General features: G+C 70.2%; 18 protein-coding genes and 1 pseudogene. 3 read left to right on the forward strand and 16 right to left on the reverse strand.

From position 1 onward, the window contains the following. Positions 1–110: 110 nt before the first annotated feature. From QIS96_RS20775 to QIS96_RS20815, 9 genes and pseudogenes are all read right to left on the reverse strand, one after another. On the reverse strand, positions 111–332 hold the full coding sequence (locus tag QIS96_RS20775) for a hypothetical protein (RefSeq protein WP_282544161.1): 222 nt from the start codon (positions 330–332) through the stop codon (positions 111–113). 331 nt (positions 333–663) lie between these two features. Beyond that, positions 664–1,254, reverse strand: a complete 591-nt coding sequence (locus QIS96_RS20780) for a transposase (protein ID WP_282544162.1) — start codon at positions 1,252–1,254, stop codon at positions 664–666. Positions 1,255–1,492: 238 nt separating this feature from the next. Then, a complete protein-coding gene (locus QIS96_RS20785; RefSeq protein WP_349017404.1) occupies positions 1,493–2,050 on the reverse strand; it encodes a CHAT domain-containing protein in 558 nt (185 codons plus the stop codon). Positions 2,051–2,539: 489 nt separating this feature from the next. Continuing rightward, complete coding sequence (locus tag QIS96_RS20790) at positions 2,540–3,592, reverse strand: maleylacetate reductase (RefSeq protein ID WP_282544163.1); 1,053 nt, start codon at positions 3,590–3,592, stop codon at positions 2,540–2,542. Then, on the reverse strand, positions 3,589–4,455 hold the full coding sequence (locus QIS96_RS20795; protein WP_282544164.1) for a dioxygenase family protein: 867 nt from the start codon (positions 4,453–4,455) through the stop codon (positions 3,589–3,591). Before QIS96_RS20795 ends, QIS96_RS20790 begins: the two co-directional genes overlap by 4 nt. A gap of 3 nt (positions 4,456–4,458) precedes the next feature. Further along, complete coding sequence (locus tag QIS96_RS20800) at positions 4,459–5,484, reverse strand: alpha/beta hydrolase (RefSeq protein WP_282544165.1); 1,026 nt, start codon at positions 5,482–5,484, stop codon at positions 4,459–4,461. A gap of 113 nt (positions 5,485–5,597) precedes the next feature. After that, positions 5,598–7,199, reverse strand: coding sequence for a bifunctional 3-(3-hydroxy-phenyl)propionate/3-hydroxycinnamic acid hydroxylase MhpA (gene mhpA / locus QIS96_RS20805; RefSeq protein ID WP_282544166.1), 1,602 nt, complete (start codon positions 7,197–7,199; stop codon positions 5,598–5,600). A 254-nt stretch (positions 7,200–7,453) separates the two neighbouring features. Continuing rightward, on the reverse strand, positions 7,454–8,437 hold the full coding sequence (locus QIS96_RS20810) for an AraC family transcriptional regulator (protein WP_282544167.1): 984 nt from the start codon (positions 8,435–8,437) through the stop codon (positions 7,454–7,456). A 399-nt stretch (positions 8,438–8,836) separates the two neighbouring features. Beyond that, a pseudogene (locus tag QIS96_RS20815) lies at positions 8,837–9,619 on the reverse strand (class I SAM-dependent methyltransferase). A gap of 542 nt (positions 9,620–10,161) precedes the next feature. Between QIS96_RS20815 and QIS96_RS20820 the strand changes: the two are divergent. Then, positions 10,162–11,757, forward strand: a complete 1,596-nt coding sequence (locus tag QIS96_RS20820) for a hypothetical protein (RefSeq protein ID WP_282544168.1) — start codon at positions 10,162–10,164, stop codon at positions 11,755–11,757. Here QIS96_RS20820 and QIS96_RS20825 read toward each other — a convergent pair. Then, positions 11,714–12,154, reverse strand: a complete 441-nt coding sequence (locus QIS96_RS20825; protein WP_282544169.1) for a DUF4345 domain-containing protein — start codon at positions 12,152–12,154, stop codon at positions 11,714–11,716. The two genes, QIS96_RS20820 and QIS96_RS20825, sit on opposite strands and share 44 nt — an antisense overlap. 105 nt (positions 12,155–12,259) lie before the next feature. On the opposite strand from QIS96_RS20825, the gene QIS96_RS20830 reads away from it, so the two are divergent. After that, entirely contained in the window at positions 12,260–12,859 is a 600-nt protein-coding gene (locus QIS96_RS20830) for a TetR/AcrR family transcriptional regulator (RefSeq protein ID WP_282544170.1), read from the forward strand. A gap of 12 nt (positions 12,860–12,871) precedes the next feature. Here the strand turns inward: QIS96_RS20830 and QIS96_RS20835 are convergent, their stop codons facing one another. The 5 genes from QIS96_RS20835 to hutU all read right to left on the reverse strand — a co-directional run bounded on the left by QIS96_RS20835 (position 12,872) and on the right by hutU (position 18,463). Next, a complete protein-coding gene (locus tag QIS96_RS20835; RefSeq protein WP_408907227.1) occupies positions 12,872–14,140 on the reverse strand; it encodes a phosphodiester glycosidase family protein in 1,269 nt (422 codons plus the stop codon). Positions 14,141–14,473: 333 nt separating this feature from the next. Beyond that, complete coding sequence (locus QIS96_RS20840; RefSeq protein WP_282544171.1) at positions 14,474–14,830, reverse strand: DUF779 domain-containing protein; 357 nt, start codon at positions 14,828–14,830, stop codon at positions 14,474–14,476. A gap of 161 nt (positions 14,831–14,991) precedes the next feature. Continuing rightward, complete coding sequence (locus tag QIS96_RS20845) at positions 14,992–15,498, reverse strand: hypothetical protein (protein WP_282544172.1); 507 nt, start codon at positions 15,496–15,498, stop codon at positions 14,992–14,994. A gap of 308 nt (positions 15,499–15,806) precedes the next feature. Next, on the reverse strand, positions 15,807–16,790 hold the full coding sequence (gene hutG, locus QIS96_RS20850) for a formimidoylglutamase (protein ID WP_282544173.1): 984 nt from the start codon (positions 16,788–16,790) through the stop codon (positions 15,807–15,809). Further along, entirely contained in the window at positions 16,787–18,463 is a 1,677-nt protein-coding gene (gene hutU, locus QIS96_RS20855) for a urocanate hydratase (RefSeq protein WP_282544174.1), read from the reverse strand. Before hutU ends, hutG begins: the two co-directional genes overlap by 4 nt. A 331-nt stretch (positions 18,464–18,794) precedes the next feature. On the opposite strand from hutU, the gene hutC reads away from it, so the two are divergent. Continuing rightward, positions 18,795–19,544 carry a histidine utilization repressor gene (hutC, locus tag QIS96_RS20860; RefSeq protein ID WP_282544175.1) on the forward strand — a complete coding sequence of 250 codons (750 nt, stop codon included), beginning with the start codon at positions 18,795–18,797 and terminating at the stop codon, positions 19,542–19,544. On the opposite strand, the gene QIS96_RS20865 is transcribed toward hutC, so the two are convergent. Further along, the gene (locus QIS96_RS20865; RefSeq protein ID WP_282544176.1) at positions 19,477–20,358 is read right to left on the reverse strand and encodes an IclR family transcriptional regulator; all 882 of its coding nucleotides are present in this window, start codon (positions 20,356–20,358) and stop codon (positions 19,477–19,479) included. The genes hutC and QIS96_RS20865 overlap by 68 nt on opposite strands. Between the last annotated feature and the right edge of the window lie 108 nt (positions 20,359–20,466).

Below are 20,466 nucleotides of genomic sequence, written 5' to 3' on the forward strand. Positions count from 1 at the left end.
GCGTTGGGTTCCGGAGACCACGACTGGGTGGTGGTAACGCGCTTCTTCTTGCTCGTCGGGCATGGAGTCAATTCGCCTACACGCCTGGGGCCGGGGCTCGCTGCCACCTGCTACTGGGGCCGGCTGATGCGGCGCAGTTCGCGTCGAAGACCCACGCTCTTGACCAGGGACCACACTCCGAACGCCAGGGTGCCCAGCCCGGCGAGCGCCAATGCCCAGCCGAATGCGCCTTGCGTCGTCCCGTAGCTGGCACCGCCGACAGTCAGGACTACGCCGAAGATCAGACACTGCACGAAAGCCCGAGTGCGGTTGTGGATGTGGATGCTGAGCACCCGCTGCGCATGGTTGAGATGCGGGCCCAGGGATGTACGTGGGTCACCGCTGGACAACCAGCCCACGTGCATTTTGGGAAGGGGTTGTTCTGTCCGGTCTGGAGAGGGCGGCTGTGAGTGAAGCTGCCGTGACGGGTCTTGCGGACGGGATCCATCTGGCCACATGTGTCAACCCACCATCCTGGCACGAATGACTCGTCCGGCAGCAGGCATCAGGTGACTGGTGGAGCAGGGCGAAGGTCTGCTCGACGACGTATCGGAGCTTGCCCAGTCCCTTGATGTTCGGGGAACCCTTGCAAGAGATCACCGGCAGGATTCGGTGGCGTCGCAGTTAGCCGCGCACAGCCTTGGAATCGTGCGCCTCGTCGCCGAGCAGGGAGTCGAGTCGACAGCACGGGTGGCCGACCCGTCCGGACACGGGCGGGATGCCGTCGACCAGGTGGAGGGTCTGGGTGATGTCGTTGACGTTAGCGGCCGTCATGATGACGTGCAGCGGGATGCCCTTCCCGTCACAGATCAGGTGGTGCTTGCTGCCCGTCTTCCACCGATCGACCGGCGACGGACCGGTCGCGGCTCCCTCTTTTTGGCGCGGATGTGGGAGCCGTCCACGTACACACGGGCCCAGTGGAGTTCGCCTGCCGCGTTCAGCTCGGCGAGCAGAGCGCGGTGCAGCTTCTGAAGAGCTCTCTTGTGACGCCGACGTCAGGAGGACCGTCTTTCCTCCACGACCGATCGCCTCTTCACCGGCTGGGAGAACTTCACGCTGAGCCAGATCGGATTCGCTGACTGGTTGTTCAGGCTTGTGCTCGGGGTTGGTCTGCGGGCTCCCGCGCCGCTGGCACGTTGGGCAACGGGGTGTTGGATGCTCGCCACCCGGCGGCTGACGCGCGTTCGACCCTCCGGACGTAGTCGTCTGCTTCATGTTGGGTCAGCGCCTCTCGGTCGGCCAAGTGCCTCAGACGCTCTGCGTCCAGCATGGGAGGCGACTCGATGACGAGCCTGTGGAGGCTCGCGAAGTCCGGCCCATGGGTGGCCGCGTTGCCACGGCAGGTCTCCGCCTTTCTGTCGTCCGATTGAGGGTGAGCTGTGCGGATCCAGCCAGTCATGCTGTGATCCCACGCCGAGCGCACCCGCAACCTGTACGCGGGGCCGATCGACGATTACCCGCCTGAAAGCCCGGCAATCGGCCGCCGGACTGGCCTCGCCGGCATGGGGCAAATGGAAACTCGCCGCCCTCTGGCAGATGCGCCGCTCCTGAAAGACCCCAGTTGACGAGCGATCAGTGCCGACGGGATGCCCCGGACATTGTCCGCGCGGTCGAATCTTCCCCGTGCGGATTCGCATGCTGCGAGGATGACCAGCCGGACACCTCTCAAGTCGGCCTCCAGGAAGTCGTACGCGAAGACCCCACCGTCGCCGTCCTGGTCCGCCACCGGATGCCGGTTGCTGTTTGCGTCTGCTTCGTCGAGATCCCGGCCCTGTCCGGTCACGGCGAGCAGTACGGCCCCACCGCTCACGACCGCAGAGAGGAACCAGGTCAACAGCACCGTTCGGTCGTCCAGCAGTTCATGTACTTTCGCCCAGGGGCGCTGGTAGTCGATGAGGCGTGTTGAGCGGCTGCGCAGTTCGTCGTCGATGAAGGACGAGATGCGCCATCGCAGGTTCCGGACGATTTCCGTGTGGTTGTGACCGTTCGGACGGTGGTCGGCGTCGAGCACGTTCAGCAGGTTCGGTGACGACCCGCCGGCAGCGGCCGGCTTCTCGAGGTCGCGCAGCCTGCCGATGAAGTGCTGGATGTGCCCCGGGCGAAAGCAGGGGACGGGCTGGGGCAGAGCACTCCCATGTGGCCCTGCACGCCGAGCTCCGACAGCTTGGCGAGTAGCGGGTTGTCCGACCACCAGCTGTGCGCGGTGAAATCGCCCTTCGCGGGGTCGACGGCGTGGCTTCGTCAACGCACTTCCGTCTGAGACAAGTTGAAGGGTTCCTGGCGTACCCAATTGGTGTAGATCTCTCATCCGATGACCGGCGTTACAACCACAGATGTACCCAACGGTTCCGCTCGTCTGGTGCTGCTCGACGGTGTATCGCTTCTGCATCCCGAAGACGCGGCCTTCGAGGCGATGCTGGAGGGCTGGGCCAGTTCCCGCTTCACCTCAGGAACACGACAGCCCGGACCAGTAGCCGTCCGCAAGGCCCTGGGCGACGGGTCAGGTGCGGCCCTTCCACGCGGTGTGCAAGAGCGTTTCGAGGTCGGGACCGGTGACCGGCCGGGGGTTCGCGTACGGGTGGGCCAGCACCTCGGCGGCGATCCGAGGCAGGTCGGATGCGGCGACGCCCAGGTCGCGCAGGCCGGGCGGTACGTCGAGTCGGGAGCCGAGGTAGGCCAGGGCGGCGGCGGCGTCATCGGTGGCGAGTGCGCGGTTGAGGGCAGCGGCGGCGGACGGCGCTGCCGGAAGGTTGTACGCGGCCACGTGCGGCAGTACGACGGCGTGCGTCTCGGCGTGGGGCAGGTCGAGCATGCCGCCGAGCACGTGGCACAGCTTGTGGTGCAGGCCCATCGTGGTCGAGCCGAGGCAGGCGCCGCACAGCCAGGCGCCCTGCAGGCACGCCGCGCGGGCGGCGCTGTCGCCGGGATCTGCGGCGATGAGGGGCAGGGCTGCCGCGAGGTCGCGTACGCCCTGCTCGGCCATGGCGGAGACGACGGGGGAGACGTCGGGCGCGTAGAGCGCCTCGACCGCGTGCGCGAGGGCGTTGAGGCCGCTGGTCGCGGACACCGACGGGGGCAGGGAGAGGGTGAGGTCCGGGTCGTAGATCACGGTGTGGGGCAGCACCGACCGGTCGCGGCCGGTCTTCTTGCGGCCGTCCTGGGTCAGCCCCCAGATCGGGGTCATCTCGGAGCCCGCGTAGGTCGTGGGGACGGCGACGACGGGCAGCCCGGTACGCAACGCCAGTGCCTTGCCGAGACCGATGGTCGACCCGCCGCCGGCGGCCACCCAGCCGTCGGCTTCCAGATCCACGGCCACGGTGCCGGCCGCCTCGACGGTCTCGACCGGCACGTGCATCCGGGCTTGGTCGAAGACTCCGGCGGCCCGGTTGCCCAGCAACTCGGCCACCTGGTCGGCCAGTTCGCGCTGTTGTGGGGTGCACAGCACGAGCACCCGCTGCAGGCCGAGACGCTCGACCTCGTCGGCGACGCGGGCGAGGCTGCCGGAGCCGAACACGACCCGCATCGGCAGGGCGTCGTAGACGAAGGAACTCATGAAGGATCTCCTGCTCGGACGAGACGGATGGGGAAGTGCGCGTGCCGGAACGGCACCGGTACGCCGTAGCGCTCGGCTTCCGTGGTGTCGGTGGACTCGGCGAACTCGCGCACCAGGCTCTGCTTGACCGCGAACACGGCGTCGCTGTCGATGTAGGGACCGTCGGCCACGAACATGTGGGTGGTCAGCGACGTGAAGCCGGGAGCGGTCGCGATGACGTGTACGTGGGCCGGGCGGAAGGGGTGCCGTCGGGCGGCGTGGAGGAGGCGGCCGACCGGTCCGTCGGTCGGGATCGGGTAGTGGGAGGGCACGACGGTGCGGAACCAGAATCGGCCTTGGTCGTCGGCGTGGAAGAGGCCGCGGCCGTTGCCGGGCGGCTGGACGCCCGGCTGCTGCACGTCGTAGAAGCCGTGCTCGTCGCACTGCCACACATCGATGACGGCGTCGCGGACAGGTGTCCCGTCGGGGTCGGTGACGGTGCCGGTGATGACGCAGGAGGCGTCCGCGTCGACCTCGTCGATGGAGTCGCCGAGGTCTCGGCGGGGCGATTCGGTCATGTGGAACGGGCCCAGAACCGTGCCGTCGGTGCCGTGCTCATCGCCGTTCATGGTTTCGACCAGCATCGACACACCCAGTACATCGGAGAGCAGTACGAACTCCTGCCGAGTGTCGTCGCACATCCGGCCGACGGCCGTGAGGAAGGCGATGGCGCTCTCCCACTCGCTCGTGGTCGGCCGCAGCTCGTGCACCAGTGCGTGCAGGTGCCGGGTCACCGCGCGCAGGATCTCACGCTGTCGCGGATCGGGGGTGTCGTCGAAGCTCGCAAGGACCGCATCGAGCGCGGTGTGTTCGTCGAAGTCCATGCCTTACTCCTTCCCGCCACGGAGGTGGTCGGTGAACCAGTCCGCGACGTAGGCGGTCTTCTCGTCGGCGTGGTTGTAGATCGTGTGCTCGCCGTCGTCCCAGACGCGCAGGGTCGATCCAGCGGGTCCCGCGTCGAGGAAGGGTTGCTGCTCCTCGAGCGTGACGATCGGGTCCTGGCCTCCGTGGAGTACCAGGACCGAGCCGGAAATGCGGTCCTCGGGGCGCAGGGCGAGGCGCTCGAAGTTGGCCGTGACAGCTGCCGGATCGCTGGTGCCGAGCATCGCCGCGGCCTGATCGTCGAAGGTGCGCATGCCGAGCAGGCGGGGCCGTGCCGGAGCCCCGTTGACGCAGACCGCGCCGACCCGTGCGTCGGCGGCGGCGGTCGTCGCCGCGAACAAGCCGCCCATGCTGTTGCCCCACAGGCCGACCCGGCCGCCGAGCGACGGGTCGGCAAGGACGTGATCGACGAAGGTCGAGTAGGCGGCGCGCACATCGACGTCGAGGAGCAGGCCGCCGGTCATCCTGGTCTGCCCCTGGCCTGGGCCTTCGACGAGGAAGGCGGCCAGGCCGCGGGCGGTCAGCGCGTCGGCGGCCTTGAGGTAGGCGGCGCCCCATCCGCTCTGTCCGCCGAACACGATCACGGTGCCCTGTACAGGGCCGGTGGGCCGGACGAGCCAGCCGAAGAGGCGGCCGGAGCCGAAGGGCAGCGACACGTGCTCCCAGGCCGGCTCCGCCAGAGAGCCCGCCGCGGCGACCGCTTCGGTGAACCGGCCGTATAGCTCGATCTTGCGTGGCACGTCGTGGTTGAAGGCCATCTGCGCGAAGAGCAGGTCGGCGGCGGCCGACCGGGACGCCATGTGCGCGGTGACCCGGTGGCCCGCGTCCAGGGCCGTACGGGCGGACCGCTGCCGGTCGACGGCCAGGCGCTGGGTCGCCTCGTCCCAGGGGATTCCGGCGTCGGTCAGGGTCCGCAGGGCGAGGATGTCGGCGTGGTCCATGCCGCAGTCGAGCATTCGGGTGGGCGACATCGCCCGCCAGAGCACCTCCGCCGGAGGCACCTCGGCGGAAGTCACCTCAGCCGCAGCGGAATTGGCCTCGGCTGAAGGTGCCTCGGTGGGAGGCAGTGAACGCTGGGATGTGCTCATGACGCGGCTCCGACGCTCGCACGGTTTCCGGTCCACGCCAGGCGGGTCCGGAGCTGGTCGACGGCCTCGGGCAGGCCGGTCAGGGGGCCCGCCCAGAACAGGTGGTAGTCAGGGCGCCCGATCAGGACTTCGCAGCCCTGGTCGGCCAGCCACGAACCGTAGGCGTCGGCCACATCGTCGACCGAGTCGTCCGCGCCGTCGGCAAGGGTCGCGGTGCTGACGCCGAGGGCGTGGAGGAAGGAGAGCCGGCCGTCGTCGAGGACCGTGCGCCAGTCGAGGGCGCTCACCAGGGAGAAGCCACGGCCGACGACGTCGTCGAACAGCCCTTCACCAGCCCCCGTACGCACGACTCCGTGTGGGGCGAGCGTGCCCGCAGGGCGGCTCGCCGTGCCGTCCGCCCTGTGGTGGACGACACCCGCGCCGATGGCCGGGAACGGCGGGAGCGGGGGCACGTCGCCGGTCCGGAACGCTTCGTCGCGGGCGGCCGCCTCGACCGGGTCATGGGTGTTGGCCACCCGGCCGAGGACGGTGGAGATCTCGGTGATCTCCGTCGCGTGCGGCCGGCGTTCGGCCTCGTAGCTGTCGAGCAACGCGTCGTCGGCCAGGCCGCGCAGCACCAGATCCAGCTTCCAGCCCAGGGTGATGCCGTCGCGCATGCCCGAACAGGCGCCCTGGCCCAGGTACGGCGGGGTCGTGTGCGCGGCGTCGCCGGCCAGCAGGATCCGGCCCCGGCGCCACGACTCGGCGATCCGGCCCTGGAAGGTGTAGACGACCTGGCGCAGGATTCGCAGGTCCTGCGGGCCGAGGCCGTGCGTCCTTCTCAGCCACTCCCACGCGAACTCCGGTTCCTCGAAAGGCGCTTGGTCCTCGTCCGGGAGGACGGCCAGCTCGAACCGCTGCCGGTTCCTGCCGATGGGCATGTGCATATGGCCGCGCTCGGGGTCGCAGAACACCGTGACCCGCGCGAACCTGTCCGGCAGCTCCCGCAGCTGCTCGGTGTCGATGTTCAGCCACCGGTCGTCGACGCCGTTGTCGCTGCGCTCGATGCCCAGGGTCGCCCGTACGAAGCTGTTCGCGCCGTCGGCGCCGACGAGGTACTTCGCCGTGAGCGTGCGCTCCTCGCCGGTGTGCGACCACTGGCCGGTGCGCGACTGGCTCCACGGTCTGGCCGTGACCACGACGCGGTCCTCGAACGGCTGCACGTTGACGACCGCCCAGCCCTGGTTGACCTCCACGCTTCCCGCGGCCCGCACGTGCCGGTCGATGGCGTCCTCGATGTCGGGCTGGTAGATGGAGAGGTGGGCCGGGTAGCCGCACGACTCGCCTCGCCAGTCCAGCTCGATGAGCTCTTCGCCCGCGCCGTCGAGGTAGCGGTAGTCGGACACCGGACAGGCGTCGCGCAGCGCGTGTGCGATGTCGCCGACCGAGGCGATGACGCGTGCGGTCTCGCCGTCTATGTGCGTCAGCCGGGGCAGCCCGTAGAGGCTCGGCCAGCGTTCGAGAACCACTACCCGGTGACCGGCCTTGCCGAGCGCCGAAGCCAGCACCAGACCGCTGGGGCCGTAACCCACGATCGCGACGTCGTACTCAAGATCCATGTGATGTCTCCGTAGACGAGGAAGTCCGGGCTCTCTCAGTTGAGGCTCCTGGAGGTGGGCACGACGGTAGGAACAGCCGACCGGCTTGACGATCCGCTTAGCGACGAGGTGATCCGGCGGGCGACATGACGAGTGCCGGCCGTCACATGCTGCCTTCAGGCACAGCTGCGGAACCGTCTTCGGTCGCGGTCGCGGAGGCCGGTTTCAAGAGCGGTTACAGACGCCGGGTTCAGGCGTGATGACAGACGCCGCGTTCAGGCGTGATGGCGCAGTGTCACCGATGGGGGCACGCCGTACCGCTCCTGGTAGGCAGCCGCGAAGCGGGGGACGTGGCCGAATCCCCACCGGAAGGCCACCTCGGCGACGGTCACGCCCGGCCTCGCCTGCCGCAGGTCGTCGTGGGCCCGGGAAAGCCGGACACTCTGCACGTACGCACGCGGTGAGAGCCCGACGTACTCCTTGGAGTGGCGCTGCAGGGACCGCGGTGTCACGCCGGCTTCCCGTGCGAGCCGGTCCAGGGTGAGCGCCGCCGCAGGGTCCTGCTCGATGAGGTCGATGACCCGCCGGAGCGCGGCCGGTCGAGGTGCGGAGTGCGGGCGTTGTCCGAGCTGCTCCGAGTAGTTGTGCGGCTGCGCAAGGAGCAGGCCGGTCATGAGGAATCGGGACCACGGGTCGTGTTCACCCGTCATGGCCAGACCACCGGGGCATTCGAGATCCTGCACCAGGAGCCGGACCGCGCGCGACCAGGAGGCGATGGCCGGCTGGGCCAGATCCATGCAGGCACGGAACTGGATCGGGCCCGGCACATCACGCCCGAGGAGCTCTTCCAGATGACGTTCGAGGGCATACCGCTCGATACGGACGTGGAGCTGGCTGTAGCCGTCGCTCAACCGCATCGTGGCCAGCATCCGAGGCGAGATGACCGCGGCGGTCCGCCCGTCGAGTACGGCCTCTTCAGCTCCGGCACACAGGAGGTTGGTGCCGGCCAGGGCGAGATTCACGTCGTAGTAGGAGACCCGATCAGTCAGCTGCACCTGCAGCTCGGCCCCGGCGTTGTACCCGTGGATCAGGCGTACCGGCCCGAGGTCGGCCACCGACAGGTCGGTGTGGACGGCACTCGTGATGCCGACCGGCGTCAGCTTGTGCGGCGTGAGGTGCTGGGCGAGATTCACCCGGAACTCGTCGATGTCCGACGTTCGTAGTACGAGGAAGCGTTCGAGCGTGGTCACCGGGCTCACCGCCTCTCACCTGCCGCGCCATGCCCCATCAGGCTATGCGCCGACGCCCTTCCCCTCAATGAGTCGTCCGGGACGATCAGGCACCGGTCCGGCGGGCGGCGCTGATGGCCACGGCCGTCGTGGTCTTGGACAGCGGCCGTGGCGCCAGCAGTCAGGAGCGGCGGTCCAAGCTGCCCGCGAGATCGTTGACGGTGGCGCCGAAGGTCTCCCAGACCGCGCGGCCTGGCCACCCGCTCTCGACAAGACCGCAACGTCTCCCTCGCCGTACTCCCTATCGCCGGCCATCCTCGTCTGATCAGCGAGGTGGTCCAGAAAAGCGCCCTAGTGCTGTGACCGGCAACGTTCACCGGGTTGCCATGGATGAACGGAAATTTAGGCATGGCGGAGCCGATGTCTGGGCTACTGCGCTGAGGGAGTGCGCTGTGCGGTGAGCACGGGCTGGTAGTACCCGCTGGAAGCCGGACTGTGCCAGGCGATGTTGGTGAAGCCGGCTTCAGTCACGAACTCTGTCAGCTGCGGGGGCGTCAGCGCCCAGTGGGTGGTCCGGCGGACTCGGACCTGCCAGGTGTTCTTTGCGGGGATGAGCTGGAAGTGCTCCAGGTCGTAGCGCTCGCCGTCTTCGTGCCAGTGCCACAGCTGGAAGGTAATCGCCTGACCGTCGCGTGCTTGCGAAACCTGGGGCGGTGTCGACGTAGGTCTGGTCCGGCGCGTCTCGTCATAGTCCCGGACGGTGATCACGAGCAGTCCGTCGTCTCGGAGTACCCGTCTCATGCCGAGGAGTGCCGCTCGGAGAGCTTGCCCGGAGAGTAGGTGTGTGAGCGAGTTGTCCGCACAGAGGACGACGTCGAATGACGGCTCTTTGAAAGGCAGTTGGCGCATGTCAGCCGCAGCGGCCGGAAGCCGGCTGCCACGGGCCGCCGCCTCGGCGGCGGCGCGCGCGGCGGCGACCGGGCTCAGGTCGCTGCCGACGACCCGGTGCCCGGCCAGGGCCAGCCCGATGGCCTGGGTGCCGATCCCGCACGAGCAGTCCAGGACGGTGTGCGGTCCCGCGCCGAGGGACTGGCGGACGAGCTCGCCCAACACCTCGGCCTGGTAGGCCATGCTTGCGTCTCAGTCCCGGAACATCAGATGGTAGTCGTGGGCCAAATCGTCGTAGAAATCCCGCACGGAGGGCTCGGCCATGTATCCCACCGTAGTGCGCGGCCGCCGGGGAGTGCGCGCAGTTTTAGGCAGCGGCTGCCTGACTTCGGCCGCCCCGGCGGATGCCCTTCTCGCTGCGGATACGGGCGCGTTCGCGGCGTTGGGCGAGGATTTTTCTGTGACTGGCCGGGTCGAGGGTGTTGCTCCAAGGCATGAGTGCTCGCCGTCCTACCGGGCAACATGACCGTCAGTGCTGAACTGGAACACCGAGCGGCCAGTAGCTTTGACGGTGCTTCTATAGCTGACCCCGATCTGAACGATCCAGATGTCAGGCCGCAGGTCTCCGGAATGCGCCGGAGCTACGACGACTCTCGGCAATACTTCGCCATCCGATCGATGACCTCGGTCGGTGAGAATCGAAGCTGTTGGCCGATCCGGAAGCTCGGAATCTCCTCCCGGACGTGGTTGTCGTAGACCCAGGAGACGGGCTTCCGAGGAAGGTGGCGAAGGTCGGAACATCCCAGTTGATGAACAACTCTCAGCTTTCCATGGACACTTCACGCCGTCCGCCCTAGCTTCTGCGCATGTCCCGGACCCGCCGCACCTTCAGCCGCTGCTGGGCCGCGCCGGCTCTCGCCGTCGTGGCCGTGCTCGTCCCGCCGAGTCCTGTACAGGCCGAGGAGATCCCGAAGGCGCCCGGACACCGGCTCGTCGCCCCGTACGTGGGCGCGCCCGCCGTGGCCGATCCGCTGCCGGGCGAGGCGCCGCCGCAGCATCCGTATCTCGCGCCCAACGGCCGCAGCGGGATGCACGCGGACGCCGCGGGCAGCGGTACGTACCCGTGGAACGGGCCGCTCGGCGAACGGCCTGTCGTCGACAGCGAGAAGATGGCGGCGCTCGGCGGCGAGTGTGCGACGGTCACGTTCGACTCGGCGGGCCGCATCGTCACCGTCTGCGGCACGTTCAAGGGCTTCCTCGTCAAACTCCTCGACCCGGAGTCACTGGACACGCTCGCCGAGTACGCCCTGCCGCAGCGCCCGTCGACCGTCGAGGCCATCACCCGGCTCGACTTCTCCCGCATCTTCAAGGACACCTCGGGTGGCGCCTACTCCTATCTCGACGAGCAGGACCGCCTGGTCCTCGCCGACTCGCGGCAGCATGTGCTCCGGCTCGCGCACCGTCAACTACCCGACGGCAGCTGGGAGTTCGAGGTCGAGGACGAGTGGGACTTGACCTCGCACGTGCCGCACGACTGTGTGTCCTGGACCAACCTCTACCCGCGAGGCGAGTGCGACCCGGTGACCTCCGTGATGCCCGACTGGGAGGGCCGGATCTGGTGGGTGACCCGGCAGGGCCGCATCGGCACGGTCGACCCGGACACCGGCGCGGTGCGCTCGATCCGGCTGGCGGGGGAGGAGATCCAGAACTCCTTCTCCGTCGCCGAGGACGGCGTCTCCATCGTCAGCGACCACGCCCTCTACAGCTTCCGCGCCGACGCCGACGACACCCCGCGCGCCCTCTGGCGGCAGCCGTACGACCGGGGAACCGGCGCCAAACCCGGCTCGGTGAACCAGGGTTCGGGCACCACGCCCGACCTGTTCGGCGCGCACGGCGAGCGGTACGTGGCCATCACCGACAACGCCGACGACCGTATGAACGTCCTGGTCTACCGCCGCGACGCCGACGTACCGGCCGAACAGCGGCTCGTCTGCAAGGTCCCCGTCTTCGGCTCCGGCGCGTCCACCACCGACAACTCCCTGATCAGCTGGGGTAACAGCCTCGTCGTCGAGAACAACTACGGCTACGAGAACGTCACATCGCTGACCTTCGGCCGCAGCGTCGTCGGCGGCGCGACGCGGATCGACGTACGCGCGGACGGCAGCGGCTGTGACACCGTCTGGGAGAGCGACGTCCGCTCCCCGTCCACGGTGCCCAAGCTCTCCACCACCGCCGGGCTCCTCTACTTCTACGAGAAGGACCCCAACCGCCTCGGCATCGACGCCTGGTACCTGACCGCCGTCGACTTCCGCACCGGCGAGCGCCGCTGGAAGCGACTTGTCGGCACGGGCCCGTCGTACGACAACAACTGGGCGCCCATCACGCTCGGCCCGGACGGCACGGCCTACGTCGGGGTCTTCAACGGCCTTGCCGCGGTGCGGGATTCGGGGCGGCGGCAGTAGGCGTACGGGCCGCGGTGGCGCGCTCGTCGGCGGAGGCGAGCCAGAAGTAGACGGGCGGCAGGAGGAGTTCGAGGGCGGTGAGCGGAAGCTGCCACCAGTGCGGCAGTCCGTGCACGGCGATGGAGAGCAGCCGCCCGATGCCGCCGAGCAGGAACACGGCGGTCAGCGCGTGCACCAGCTTCGCCGGGATCGGGGACTGCCGGGCGACCCAGAGCCAGCTGAGCCCGTACCCGAGGAAGATCGCGTTGTAGAACCGCTCGCGGCTGTCCACGGTGGCGCCCGCCGACTCCTCGCCCGGCACGGACGCGATGCCGAGCACCACGTGGAAGAGCCCGATGGCCACACATGCGTAACCCATCAGCAGAGCGAGGCCCTTGAGCCAACCGGCCTTCGTCACGACGTACCGTCCCTTCGACGTGGGCGACACGCGCCTTAGTGGACACGTGTCCAACAAGTGCTAAGGCAAGGGCACAAGTAGACGTGTGTCAAGTAAGCTGCGGGCGTGACACCGAACCGACGCCAACGACTCGTCCCCGCCGACCGGCGCGCCCAACTCCTCGACATCGGGGCCGAGTTGTTCGCCGAGCAGCCCTACGACGAGGTCCGCATGGACCAGGTCGCCGCGCGCGCCGGTGTCTCCCGCGCCCTCCTCTACCGCTACTTCCCGAACAAGCGGGACCTGTTCACGGCCGTCTACCGGCAGGCCACGGACCGCCTGATCGACACGGTCCGGCTCGACCCCTCCGCCGGCCTCGAACAGCAGCTGCGGGACGGGCTCGACGCCCACTTCGACTACTTCGCGGCCAACCGGCACGCCGTGCTCGCCGCCAACCGCGTGCTCGCCGGCGACGAGACCGTCCAGGCGATGATGGCCGAGGAACTGGACGTGATGTGCGAGCGCCTCCTCGACGGCGGCACCCTCGGCGACGCGCCCCGCGAGGCCGTCGGCGCGGTCGTCATGAGCTGGCTGGTCTTCGTCCGCGTGCTGTGCGTCGAATGGCTGCAACAGGAGCAACCAGCCTTCGACCAGGAGGAGTTGAGGGAGATCTGCATCGGCTCGCTGCTGGGGTCGCTGCGGCCGTTGGTGGGCGGGGACTCATAGGGAACCGTCGGCTCACCCTCGTACGAACACGCCTATCCCGTTCGGCACCGGGCGCTCCACCCCGCCGCTCGGATGGTTGCGCACCGTCACCGTCGGCGCGCCCGGTTCGCGGGACGCGAGGGTCGACGACCCGCCGCCGTCCAGGCTGAACGCGTCCCGCGCACCCAACTCCCGCATGAGCGCAGCGACTTCGGCGATCGTCAGACCCGTGCGGTACTCCAGGGAGCCGTCCAGGGCGAGCAGGTGGAGCCGCTGCCCGCCGTCCGACGAGCCGACCGCCGAGCGCACCGCCGACGTCAACGGATCCAGCCCCTCCAGGGGTTGACCGTCACGCAGTACGGGATAGCCCCCGACCGCGAAGCGGAACGGTACGAGCGAGTCCTCGGCCACCAGTCGATGCCGTACGTCGACCGGATCGCCCACCGCCAGCTTCCGCAGCTGCTGCGCACCCGACTCGCGGCCCACCAGGACCGTCTCGTGCGGGCCGACGGGGCCCGCCCCCGGCGTGTCCGCGGTGGCGACGACGCGCCCGGCGCGGACCGTCACCTCGTGCGTGTCCGTACTGCACGGCGCGGCGCGGTCCGTGTCCGTGCCGCAGACCGAGCGGAGCCGGGACACCGCACCCCAGTCCGAGGTGAACGCGCCGACCGAACCGACCGGCAGGGCGTACTGGTTGAGCCCGCCCAGCGGCAGCCGCTCATGCTCGGTGGTGACCGAGCCGTGCAGGTCGAGCCGGTCGAGGCGGGCGCGCCGGTCCAGGCCGACGCCGAACACGTGCGGCGTGTGCGTGCCCGGGGGCAGCGCGGGGCCGAAGCGCTGGCCGTCCGGCACGGCCGCCTTGAGCTGCCGCCCGTCCGCCACGGCGGGGCCGACGGATGCGCCGGTCGCCTCGACGCCCGGGTGCTGGGTCTCGCTGATGTTGAAGAAATCGCCGTTCACCGCGGCCACCGCGTCCGCCGAGTTCGCCATCGAGGAGATCGTGCCGCGTGCGGCGACCGCGCCCGGGTGCAGCAGGTCTAGGCTGGTGCGCGGGTCCCGCAGATCCACGGTGACCAGGTGCGCCTGGGCCGGGCCGTGCGAGGCCTCGACGGTGAACGAGCGGTACTCGACGCCGGGGGCGACCTGTACGGCGGGGGCGTCGCCCGGTCCGTACGGCTCCGCCCTGGCGGGCGCGGCCCCGGCGAGGGTCGCGCCGACCAGGGCGGCGCAGGCGAGGGCGGTGGTGGCGGCTCTGCGCCGCCGGATCTGTCCGAACCGTATGAGCCGAGCCGTGCGCAGCACAACAGACCCCCCTGAAGCGTCCCAGGACCGATCCGCTCAACTGTCCCAGTCCGTAGGGGAGTTCACCAGGGTGCGTCGCCGTGTGCCGCGACGTGGCCCTGCGCACCGCCCCGGGGCTCCGCCCCGGACCCCCGCTCCTCAAACGCCGGAGGGGCTGGTTTTCAGGGGCGCGGGGAACTGCGCGACCAGCCACGGCGGCGCAGCAGACGAAGAACGAACCGGGGCAGGGGGCGAAGCCCCGAAGCGGGGTATGGGGGCGCAGCCCCCAGATGTCGTCCGCGAGGACTTTCGGGAAGGGGCGGGGAGGGGAAAAGGAAAAGGCCCCGCGCGCCGCTACCCGCCCACCACCCGCGACCGGATCAGAAACCGCACCCCCTCCGGCGCCTCAAGGGAGAACCCACTGCCGCGCCCCGGCACGACATCCACCACCAACCGCGTATGGCTCCACACCTCGTACTGACTCTTCGACATCCAGAACCCGACAGCCTCCGGCACCCCCTCCACCCGCAGCGAGGCGAGCCGCACATCGGAGTCCCCGGTCCGGAACTCGCCCTCCGGGAAGCACATCGGCGCACTGCCGTCGCAGCAGCCGCCGGACTGGTGGAACATCAGCGGTCCGTGGTCCGCCCGCAGCCGCCGCACCAGTTCGGCGGCCGCGGGGGTCAGCTCCACGCGGGGTTCGTCAACCATGCCGCCAGTGCACACCCCGGCACGTTGCAACGGGGTTGCGAGGCACAGCCACAGGAACAAGCACGGCCACAGGCACAAGCACAGCCACAGGAATAACCACAAGTACAACCCCAGCCCCAGCCCCAGGGGGCGGAGCCAACACCGCCCAGGGGTACGGGAGTTCAGGCGTTCGCGCGCGCCCGGCGGCGAAGGACCAGCACCGTCCCCGCGCCCGCGAGCGCCACCATGCCGACGCCGATCGCGATGTCCGTGGAGGTCGTGCCGCCCTGCGCACCGCCCAGCCCGCCCCGTACGCCGGTCGGTGTCGGCGAGCTGGTCGGGGACGCTGACGCGATGCGGATCGTGAAGGTGGACGTCGCGCCGCCGGGGCAGTCGACGTCGACGGTGTGGTTGCCGGGGGTGGCGTTCGACCGGATCGTGGCGTTGCCGGTGTAGACCCCGGCGGAGCCCTTGGAGAGCGGCACGCTGCCGGTGAACGCGTCGGACGTGGCGGTCGCCGACGAGGCGGAGCAGCCGCCGGAGAGGGAGACCACGACGGTTCCGCCCGGCCGGCCGGGGCTCGGTGTGATGGACAGGGACGGCTGCTCGTCCGCCACGGCCGCCCCGGCGACGCCGACGACGGCGAGGGAGGAGAGGGCGAGGGAGCCGAGCAGGTGTGCAGGACGCATGTGGAACCCCACTTCCCGGCGCGGGCCGTCGTCACGGATGCGTCGGCTGCCTGACCGCGCCGCGCTCTCATGGAACGCGGCGCGCCGGTGCGTCAGCATTTCGGCCGAGGCCGCCGAACGGGCGTCGCCCGTCCGCGCCGGAGAGCGAAAGCGCTGGTCATAAGAGCGGGGCCGGGCGCCGCACACGCCCGGCCCCGGTAGTCCGTGTGTGTGAGGGACACCCGGACGTGAGGGAAGTGGTTGGTTGGGTCGCCGGGCCGCGGCTGTCCTCTGCTACGCGGCCCGGCGACCAGCTGTGGTGGAGCCCCTCAGGCTCCGGCGGTGAGCGCCGCGTGACGCGACGTCAGGATGCGGTGCACCAGACGGGCGCCGGCGCGGGCGGTGCGGTGGTCGACATCGAGGTCGGGGTTGAGCTCCGCCACGTCCACGACCAGCGGCTTCCCGCTCGCCGCGATCCTGGCGCAGACCCGCTCCACGATCTCCATCTGCACGCCGTGCGCGGCCGGGGCGCTGACCCCGGGCGCCACCGCGGCGGGCAGCACGTCGAGGTCGATGCTCAGGTGCAGCACGTCACCGCTGTCGACGAACGCGTCGGTGAACGCGTCCACCTCGGCGACGTCGAGCAGCCCGCACTCGATGTCCCGCAGGTAGCGCACGCCGAGCGAGTCCGCCGTACGGAACAGGTGCTCGGTGTTGCTCGGCTGACTCACGCCCAGAACCTGGTAGTTGAGCCGCCGGCCGAGCTCCTCCTCGCCCCGCGCCATCTGCAGGAACGGCGTTCCCGAGCTGGGCCGGACGTCGTCGCGCAGGTCGAAGTGCGCATCGAGGTTGAGCACGGCGAGCCGTCCGCCGGACCGTACGACGGCGCTGTCGCGCAGCCCGAGGTACGTGCCGTACGCCACCTCGTGGCCGCCGCCGAGGACGATCACGGGGGAGTCGCTGTCGAGCAGCGCGGCCACGGCGTCGCCGAGGCGGCGGTGGCCCGACTCCAGGTCCTCGTCGGCGACTTGGACGTCACCGGCGTCGAGGGCGGTGAGCCGCGTCGGGAGCGCCATCGAGGCGAGGGCGGCGCGCAGCTCGCGCGGACCGTTCGCCGCGCCCTGGCGACCCTTGTTGCGGCGTACGCCCTCGTCGCTGCGGAAGCCGACGAACGCGGCGTCCCACGGGCCGGGCCTGTCGGCCTCGGTCGTGACGACGTGGTGCCAGCGCAGGTGGGCGTCACCGGGACCGTCGTCCCGGCCGCGCCAGGGCTGCGCGGCCGAGTCGACGGGAACAGCGAGGGAGGTGCTCACTTGGCGTCGCCCTCGGCCATCGGGACGCGCACGCCGCGCTCGCGGGCCACGTCGCTCGCGTGGTCGTAACCGGCGTCGACGTGCCGGATGACGCCCATGCCCGGGTCGTTGGTGAGGACGCGGGACAGCTTCTGCGCGGCCAGCTCGGTGCCGTCGGCGATGCAGACCTGGCCGGCGTGGATGGAGCGGCCCATGCCGACGCCGCCGCCGTGGTGGATCGAGACCCAGGAGGCGCCCGACGAGGTGTTGACGAGGGCGTTGAGCAGCGGCCAGTCGGCGATCGCGTCGGAGCCGTCGAGCATGGCCTCGGTCTCGCGGTACGGGGACGCGACGGAGCCGGAGTCCAGGTGGTCGCGGCCGATAGCGACGGGGGCGGACAGCTCGCCGTTGGCGACCATCTCGTTGAACTTCAGGCCGGCGCGGTGGCGCTCGCCGTAGCCGAGCCAGCAGATACGGGCCGGCAGGCCCTCGAAGGAGACGCGCTCGGCGGCCATGTCCAGCCAGCGGTGCAGGTGCTTGTTCTCCGGGAACAGCTCCTTGATCGCCTTGTCGGTGGCCTCGATGTCCTTGGGGTCGCCGGACAGGGCGGCCCAGCGGAACGGGCCGAGGCCCTCCTCGAACAGCGGGCGGATGTGCGCCGGGACGAAGCCGGGGAAGTCGAAGGCGCGGTCGTAGCCGGCCTTGCGGGCCTCGTCGCGGATCGAGTTGCCGTAGTCGAAGACCTCGGCGCCGGCGTCCAGGAAGCCGACCATCGCCTCGACGTGCAGCCGCATCGACTGGCGGGACTTCTCCGTGAAACCGGCCGGGTCGGCCTCGCGCTCCTTGTCCCAGTCCTCGACCGAGATCCCGACGGGCAGGTAGGCCAGCGGGTCGTGGGCGGAGGTCTGGTCGGTGACGATGTCGATCGGGGCCTTGCGCTGCAGCAGCTCCGGGAAGATCTCCGCGGCGTTGCCGACGACGCCGATGGACAGGCCGCGGCGCTCGTCGCGGGCCTTGACCGCCAGCTCCAGGGCGTGGTCCAGGTTGTCGGCCTTGACGTCCAGGTAGCGGGTGCCGATGCGGCGGTCGATGCGGGTCTCGTCGACGTCGACGCAGATCGCGACACCGTCGTTCATCGTCACGGCCAGCGGCTGCGCGCCGCCCATGCCGCCGACGCCGGCGGTGAGGGTGATGGTGCCGGCGAGGGTGCCGTCGAACTTCTTGCGGGCGACCGCGCCGAAGGTCTCGTAGGTGCCCTGGAGGATGCCCTGGCTGCCGATGTAGATCCACGAACCGGCGGTCATCTGGCCGTACATGGTGAGGCCGCGGGCCTCCAGGGAGCGGAACTCCTCCCAGCTCGCCCAGTCGCCGACCAGGTTGGAGTTGGCGATGAGCACGCGCGGCGCCCACTCGCTGGTGCGCATGACGCCGACCGGCTTGCCGGACTGCACGAGCATCGTCTCGTCGTCCTTGAGCGTCTTCAGGGTGCGGACGATCGCGTCGTACGCCTCCCAGTTGCGGGCGGCCTTGCCGGTGCCGCCGTAGACCACGAGGTCCTCGGGGTGCTCGGCGACCTCCGGGTCGAGGTTGTTCATGAGCATGCGCAGGGCGCCCTCCTGCTGCCAGCCGAGGCAGGTGAGTTCGCTGCCGCGGGGTGCGCGGATCTGGCGGGCATCGGGGGAAACGCCGGTCATGTTCTCTCCAGGTTGCTTACGGAGGTGCTGCGGAGGTGCTGATGAGGGGCGCGGGCACGTGCCGGCACGCCGGTATGTCGGTACGCGGCTGCTTGCGGCACGAGGCCCGCTTGCTCCATGACAGGCCGAGCGCAAGCCCCGATCCAGCGAACGGGCGCGAAGTTCTCGGATCCGAGAACGCCTTCCGTCGCGCGGGCTCTCCCGTAGCGGCTCCGAGGCCTTGCTCCAGGCGGCCTGAGCTGGAAAAGCCCGCTCGCCTAGACTTCCGGTGAATCTTCGGGAAAGCGGCACGTCGGACCGATGGGGGACGAGGACGGTGGACGGCTTGGTCGTGAGTGCGGATCAGATCGCCAGGCTCTACGCGGAGCAGGAGCCGGGCTCTGCCCCCGCCTATCAGCGGGTCAAGGACCTGGTGGCGGGGGAGATCGCGGGCGGGCGCTGGCGCGAGGGCGAGGCGCTGCCCTCGGAGAACCAGTTCGTGGAGTCCCTCGGCCTGTCCCGGATGACGGTCAACCGCGCCCTGCGCGAGCTGAGCGCCGAGGGCCTGCTGCGCCGCGTGATGGGCGTGGGCACGTTCGTGGGGCGCCGCAAGAGCAGCTCGGCCCTGGTCGAGGTGCACAACATCGCCGACGAGATCAAGGGCCGGGGCCACGAGCACACCGCGCGGGTGCTGTCCCTGCGCGAGGAGCTGCCGGACCCGGAGGTCAGCGCCCAGCTGGGGCTCGACGGGCGGCGCAGCGCGTTCCGCTCCCGGGTGGTGCACCTGGAGGACGGCGCCCCGGTCCAGCTGGAGGACCGCTTCGTGCACCCGGACTTCGCGCCGGGCTATCTGGAGCAGGACTTCACGGCCGGGACGCCGTACGCGTTCCTGTCCGAGGTCGCGCCGCTGGGCCGGGGCGAGCACATCGTGGAGGCGGTGCTTCCGTCGGCCGAGGAGTGCGAGATCCTCGGCATCGGTCCGTCCGAGCCCTGCCTGCTCATCCATCGCCGCACCTGGTCGGGGGAGGCGGCGGTCAGCGTGGCCCGGCTGATGCACCCCGGTTCGCGCTACCGCCTTGAGGGGTCGTTCGACGCGCACTGAGCCGCGTACCCGTCGCGGGTCGGCGGCCGGACATCGCGGCCGTGAGCCGGGTCGCGGCGTGCTCCAGGACCTCGCGCACCTCGTCCGGCGAGTGCTTGCTGTAGTGCCGCTGCCAGGTGGAGCTGAGCGCGGCGACGGGCCGTTCGTTGTGGTCGAACGCGGCGACGCCGAGCGACCTGAACCCCTCCGAGACCAGCTCGACCTCCTCCGACCAGCCGCGCTCCCGGTCGGTGGCGAGCAGGTCGATCAGCTCGGCGAGCGAGCGCGGCCCCTTGCCCGTACGCGTGATCAGGTTCGACTGGCGCGGGAAGAGGGCGCGCAGCTGGGCCGGCGAGGAGTGCGCGAGGACGGCCCGGCCGTTGGCCGTGAGGTGGGCGGGGAGCCGTACGCCGACGTCGGTCACGAGCGCCAGGTCAGCCTCGCCGGAACGGCCCGACGGCGGGCGCTCCTTGAGCAGGTACACCGTCTCCGCGCCGTGCACGATGCCCAGGTGCACGGTCTGCCCGAGCCGTGCGGCGGCGCTGCGCAGGATGGGATGCGCGAGCCGCTCCAGGGGCTCGTGCCGCAGATAGGCCGAGCCGATCTCGAAGGACGCGACCCCGAGCCCGTACGCCTGCTCCTTGGGCAGGTACGTGACGAAGCCGCGATCCACCAGGACGGTGAGGATGTGGTACGCCGACGAGCGGGGGATGCCGAGCTCGCGCGCGAGGGCCGCGGCCTGCACCGGGCCGGAGCGTCCGGCGAGATGCAGCAGAATGTCCAAAGCGCGCCCGACGGCGGGCGAGGCGCTCGACGTCGTATCCCGTTCACTCACTGGTCCACCTCTTGACGCCCTTGTATATACAGGCATATACAAGGGCCTTCGCTATTGCGATCCGTCATTGCGGGATGCGCTGGAGGCCGCCGAGTCCGGCCCGCCCAT

It is taken from the genome of Streptomyces cavernicola (genome assembly GCF_029968035.1).
GTDB classification, from domain to species: Bacteria; Actinomycetota; Actinomycetes; order Streptomycetales; family Streptomycetaceae; genus Streptomyces; species Streptomyces cavernicola.

Excerpts from the sequence above, each read along its gene's own strand:
- QIS96_RS20795 (WP_282544164.1), bottom strand. The coding sequence starts at position 4,455 with ATGGACTTCGACGAACACACCGCGCTCGATGCGGTCCTTGCGAGCTTC.
- hutU (WP_282544174.1), bottom strand. The coding sequence starts at position 18,463 with ATGACCGGCGTTTCCCCCGATGCCCGCCAGATCCGCGCACCCCGCGGC.
- QIS96_RS20840 (WP_282544171.1), bottom strand. The coding sequence starts at position 14,830 with ATGGTTGACGAACCCCGCGTGGAGCTGACCCCCGCGGCCGCCGAACTG.
- QIS96_RS20800 (WP_282544165.1), bottom strand. The coding sequence starts at position 5,484 with ATGTCGCCCACCCGAATGCTCGACTGCGGCATGGACCACGCCGACATC.
- QIS96_RS20790 (WP_282544163.1), bottom strand. The coding sequence starts at position 3,592 with ATGAGTTCCTTCGTCTACGACGCCCTGCCGATGCGGGTCGTGTTCGGC.
- mhpA (WP_282544166.1), bottom strand. The coding sequence starts at position 7,199 with ATGGATCTTGAGTACGACGTCGCGATCGTGGGTTACGGCCCCAGCGGT.
- QIS96_RS20820 (WP_282544168.1), top strand. The coding sequence starts at position 10,162 with ATGTCCCGGACCCGCCGCACCTTCAGCCGCTGCTGGGCCGCGCCGGCT.
- QIS96_RS20845 (WP_282544172.1), bottom strand. The coding sequence starts at position 15,498 with ATGCGTCCTGCACACCTGCTCGGCTCCCTCGCCCTCTCCTCCCTCGCC.
- QIS96_RS20780 (WP_282544162.1), bottom strand. The coding sequence starts at position 1,254 with ATGAAGCAGACGACTACGTCCGGAGGGTCGAACGCGCGTCAGCCGCCG.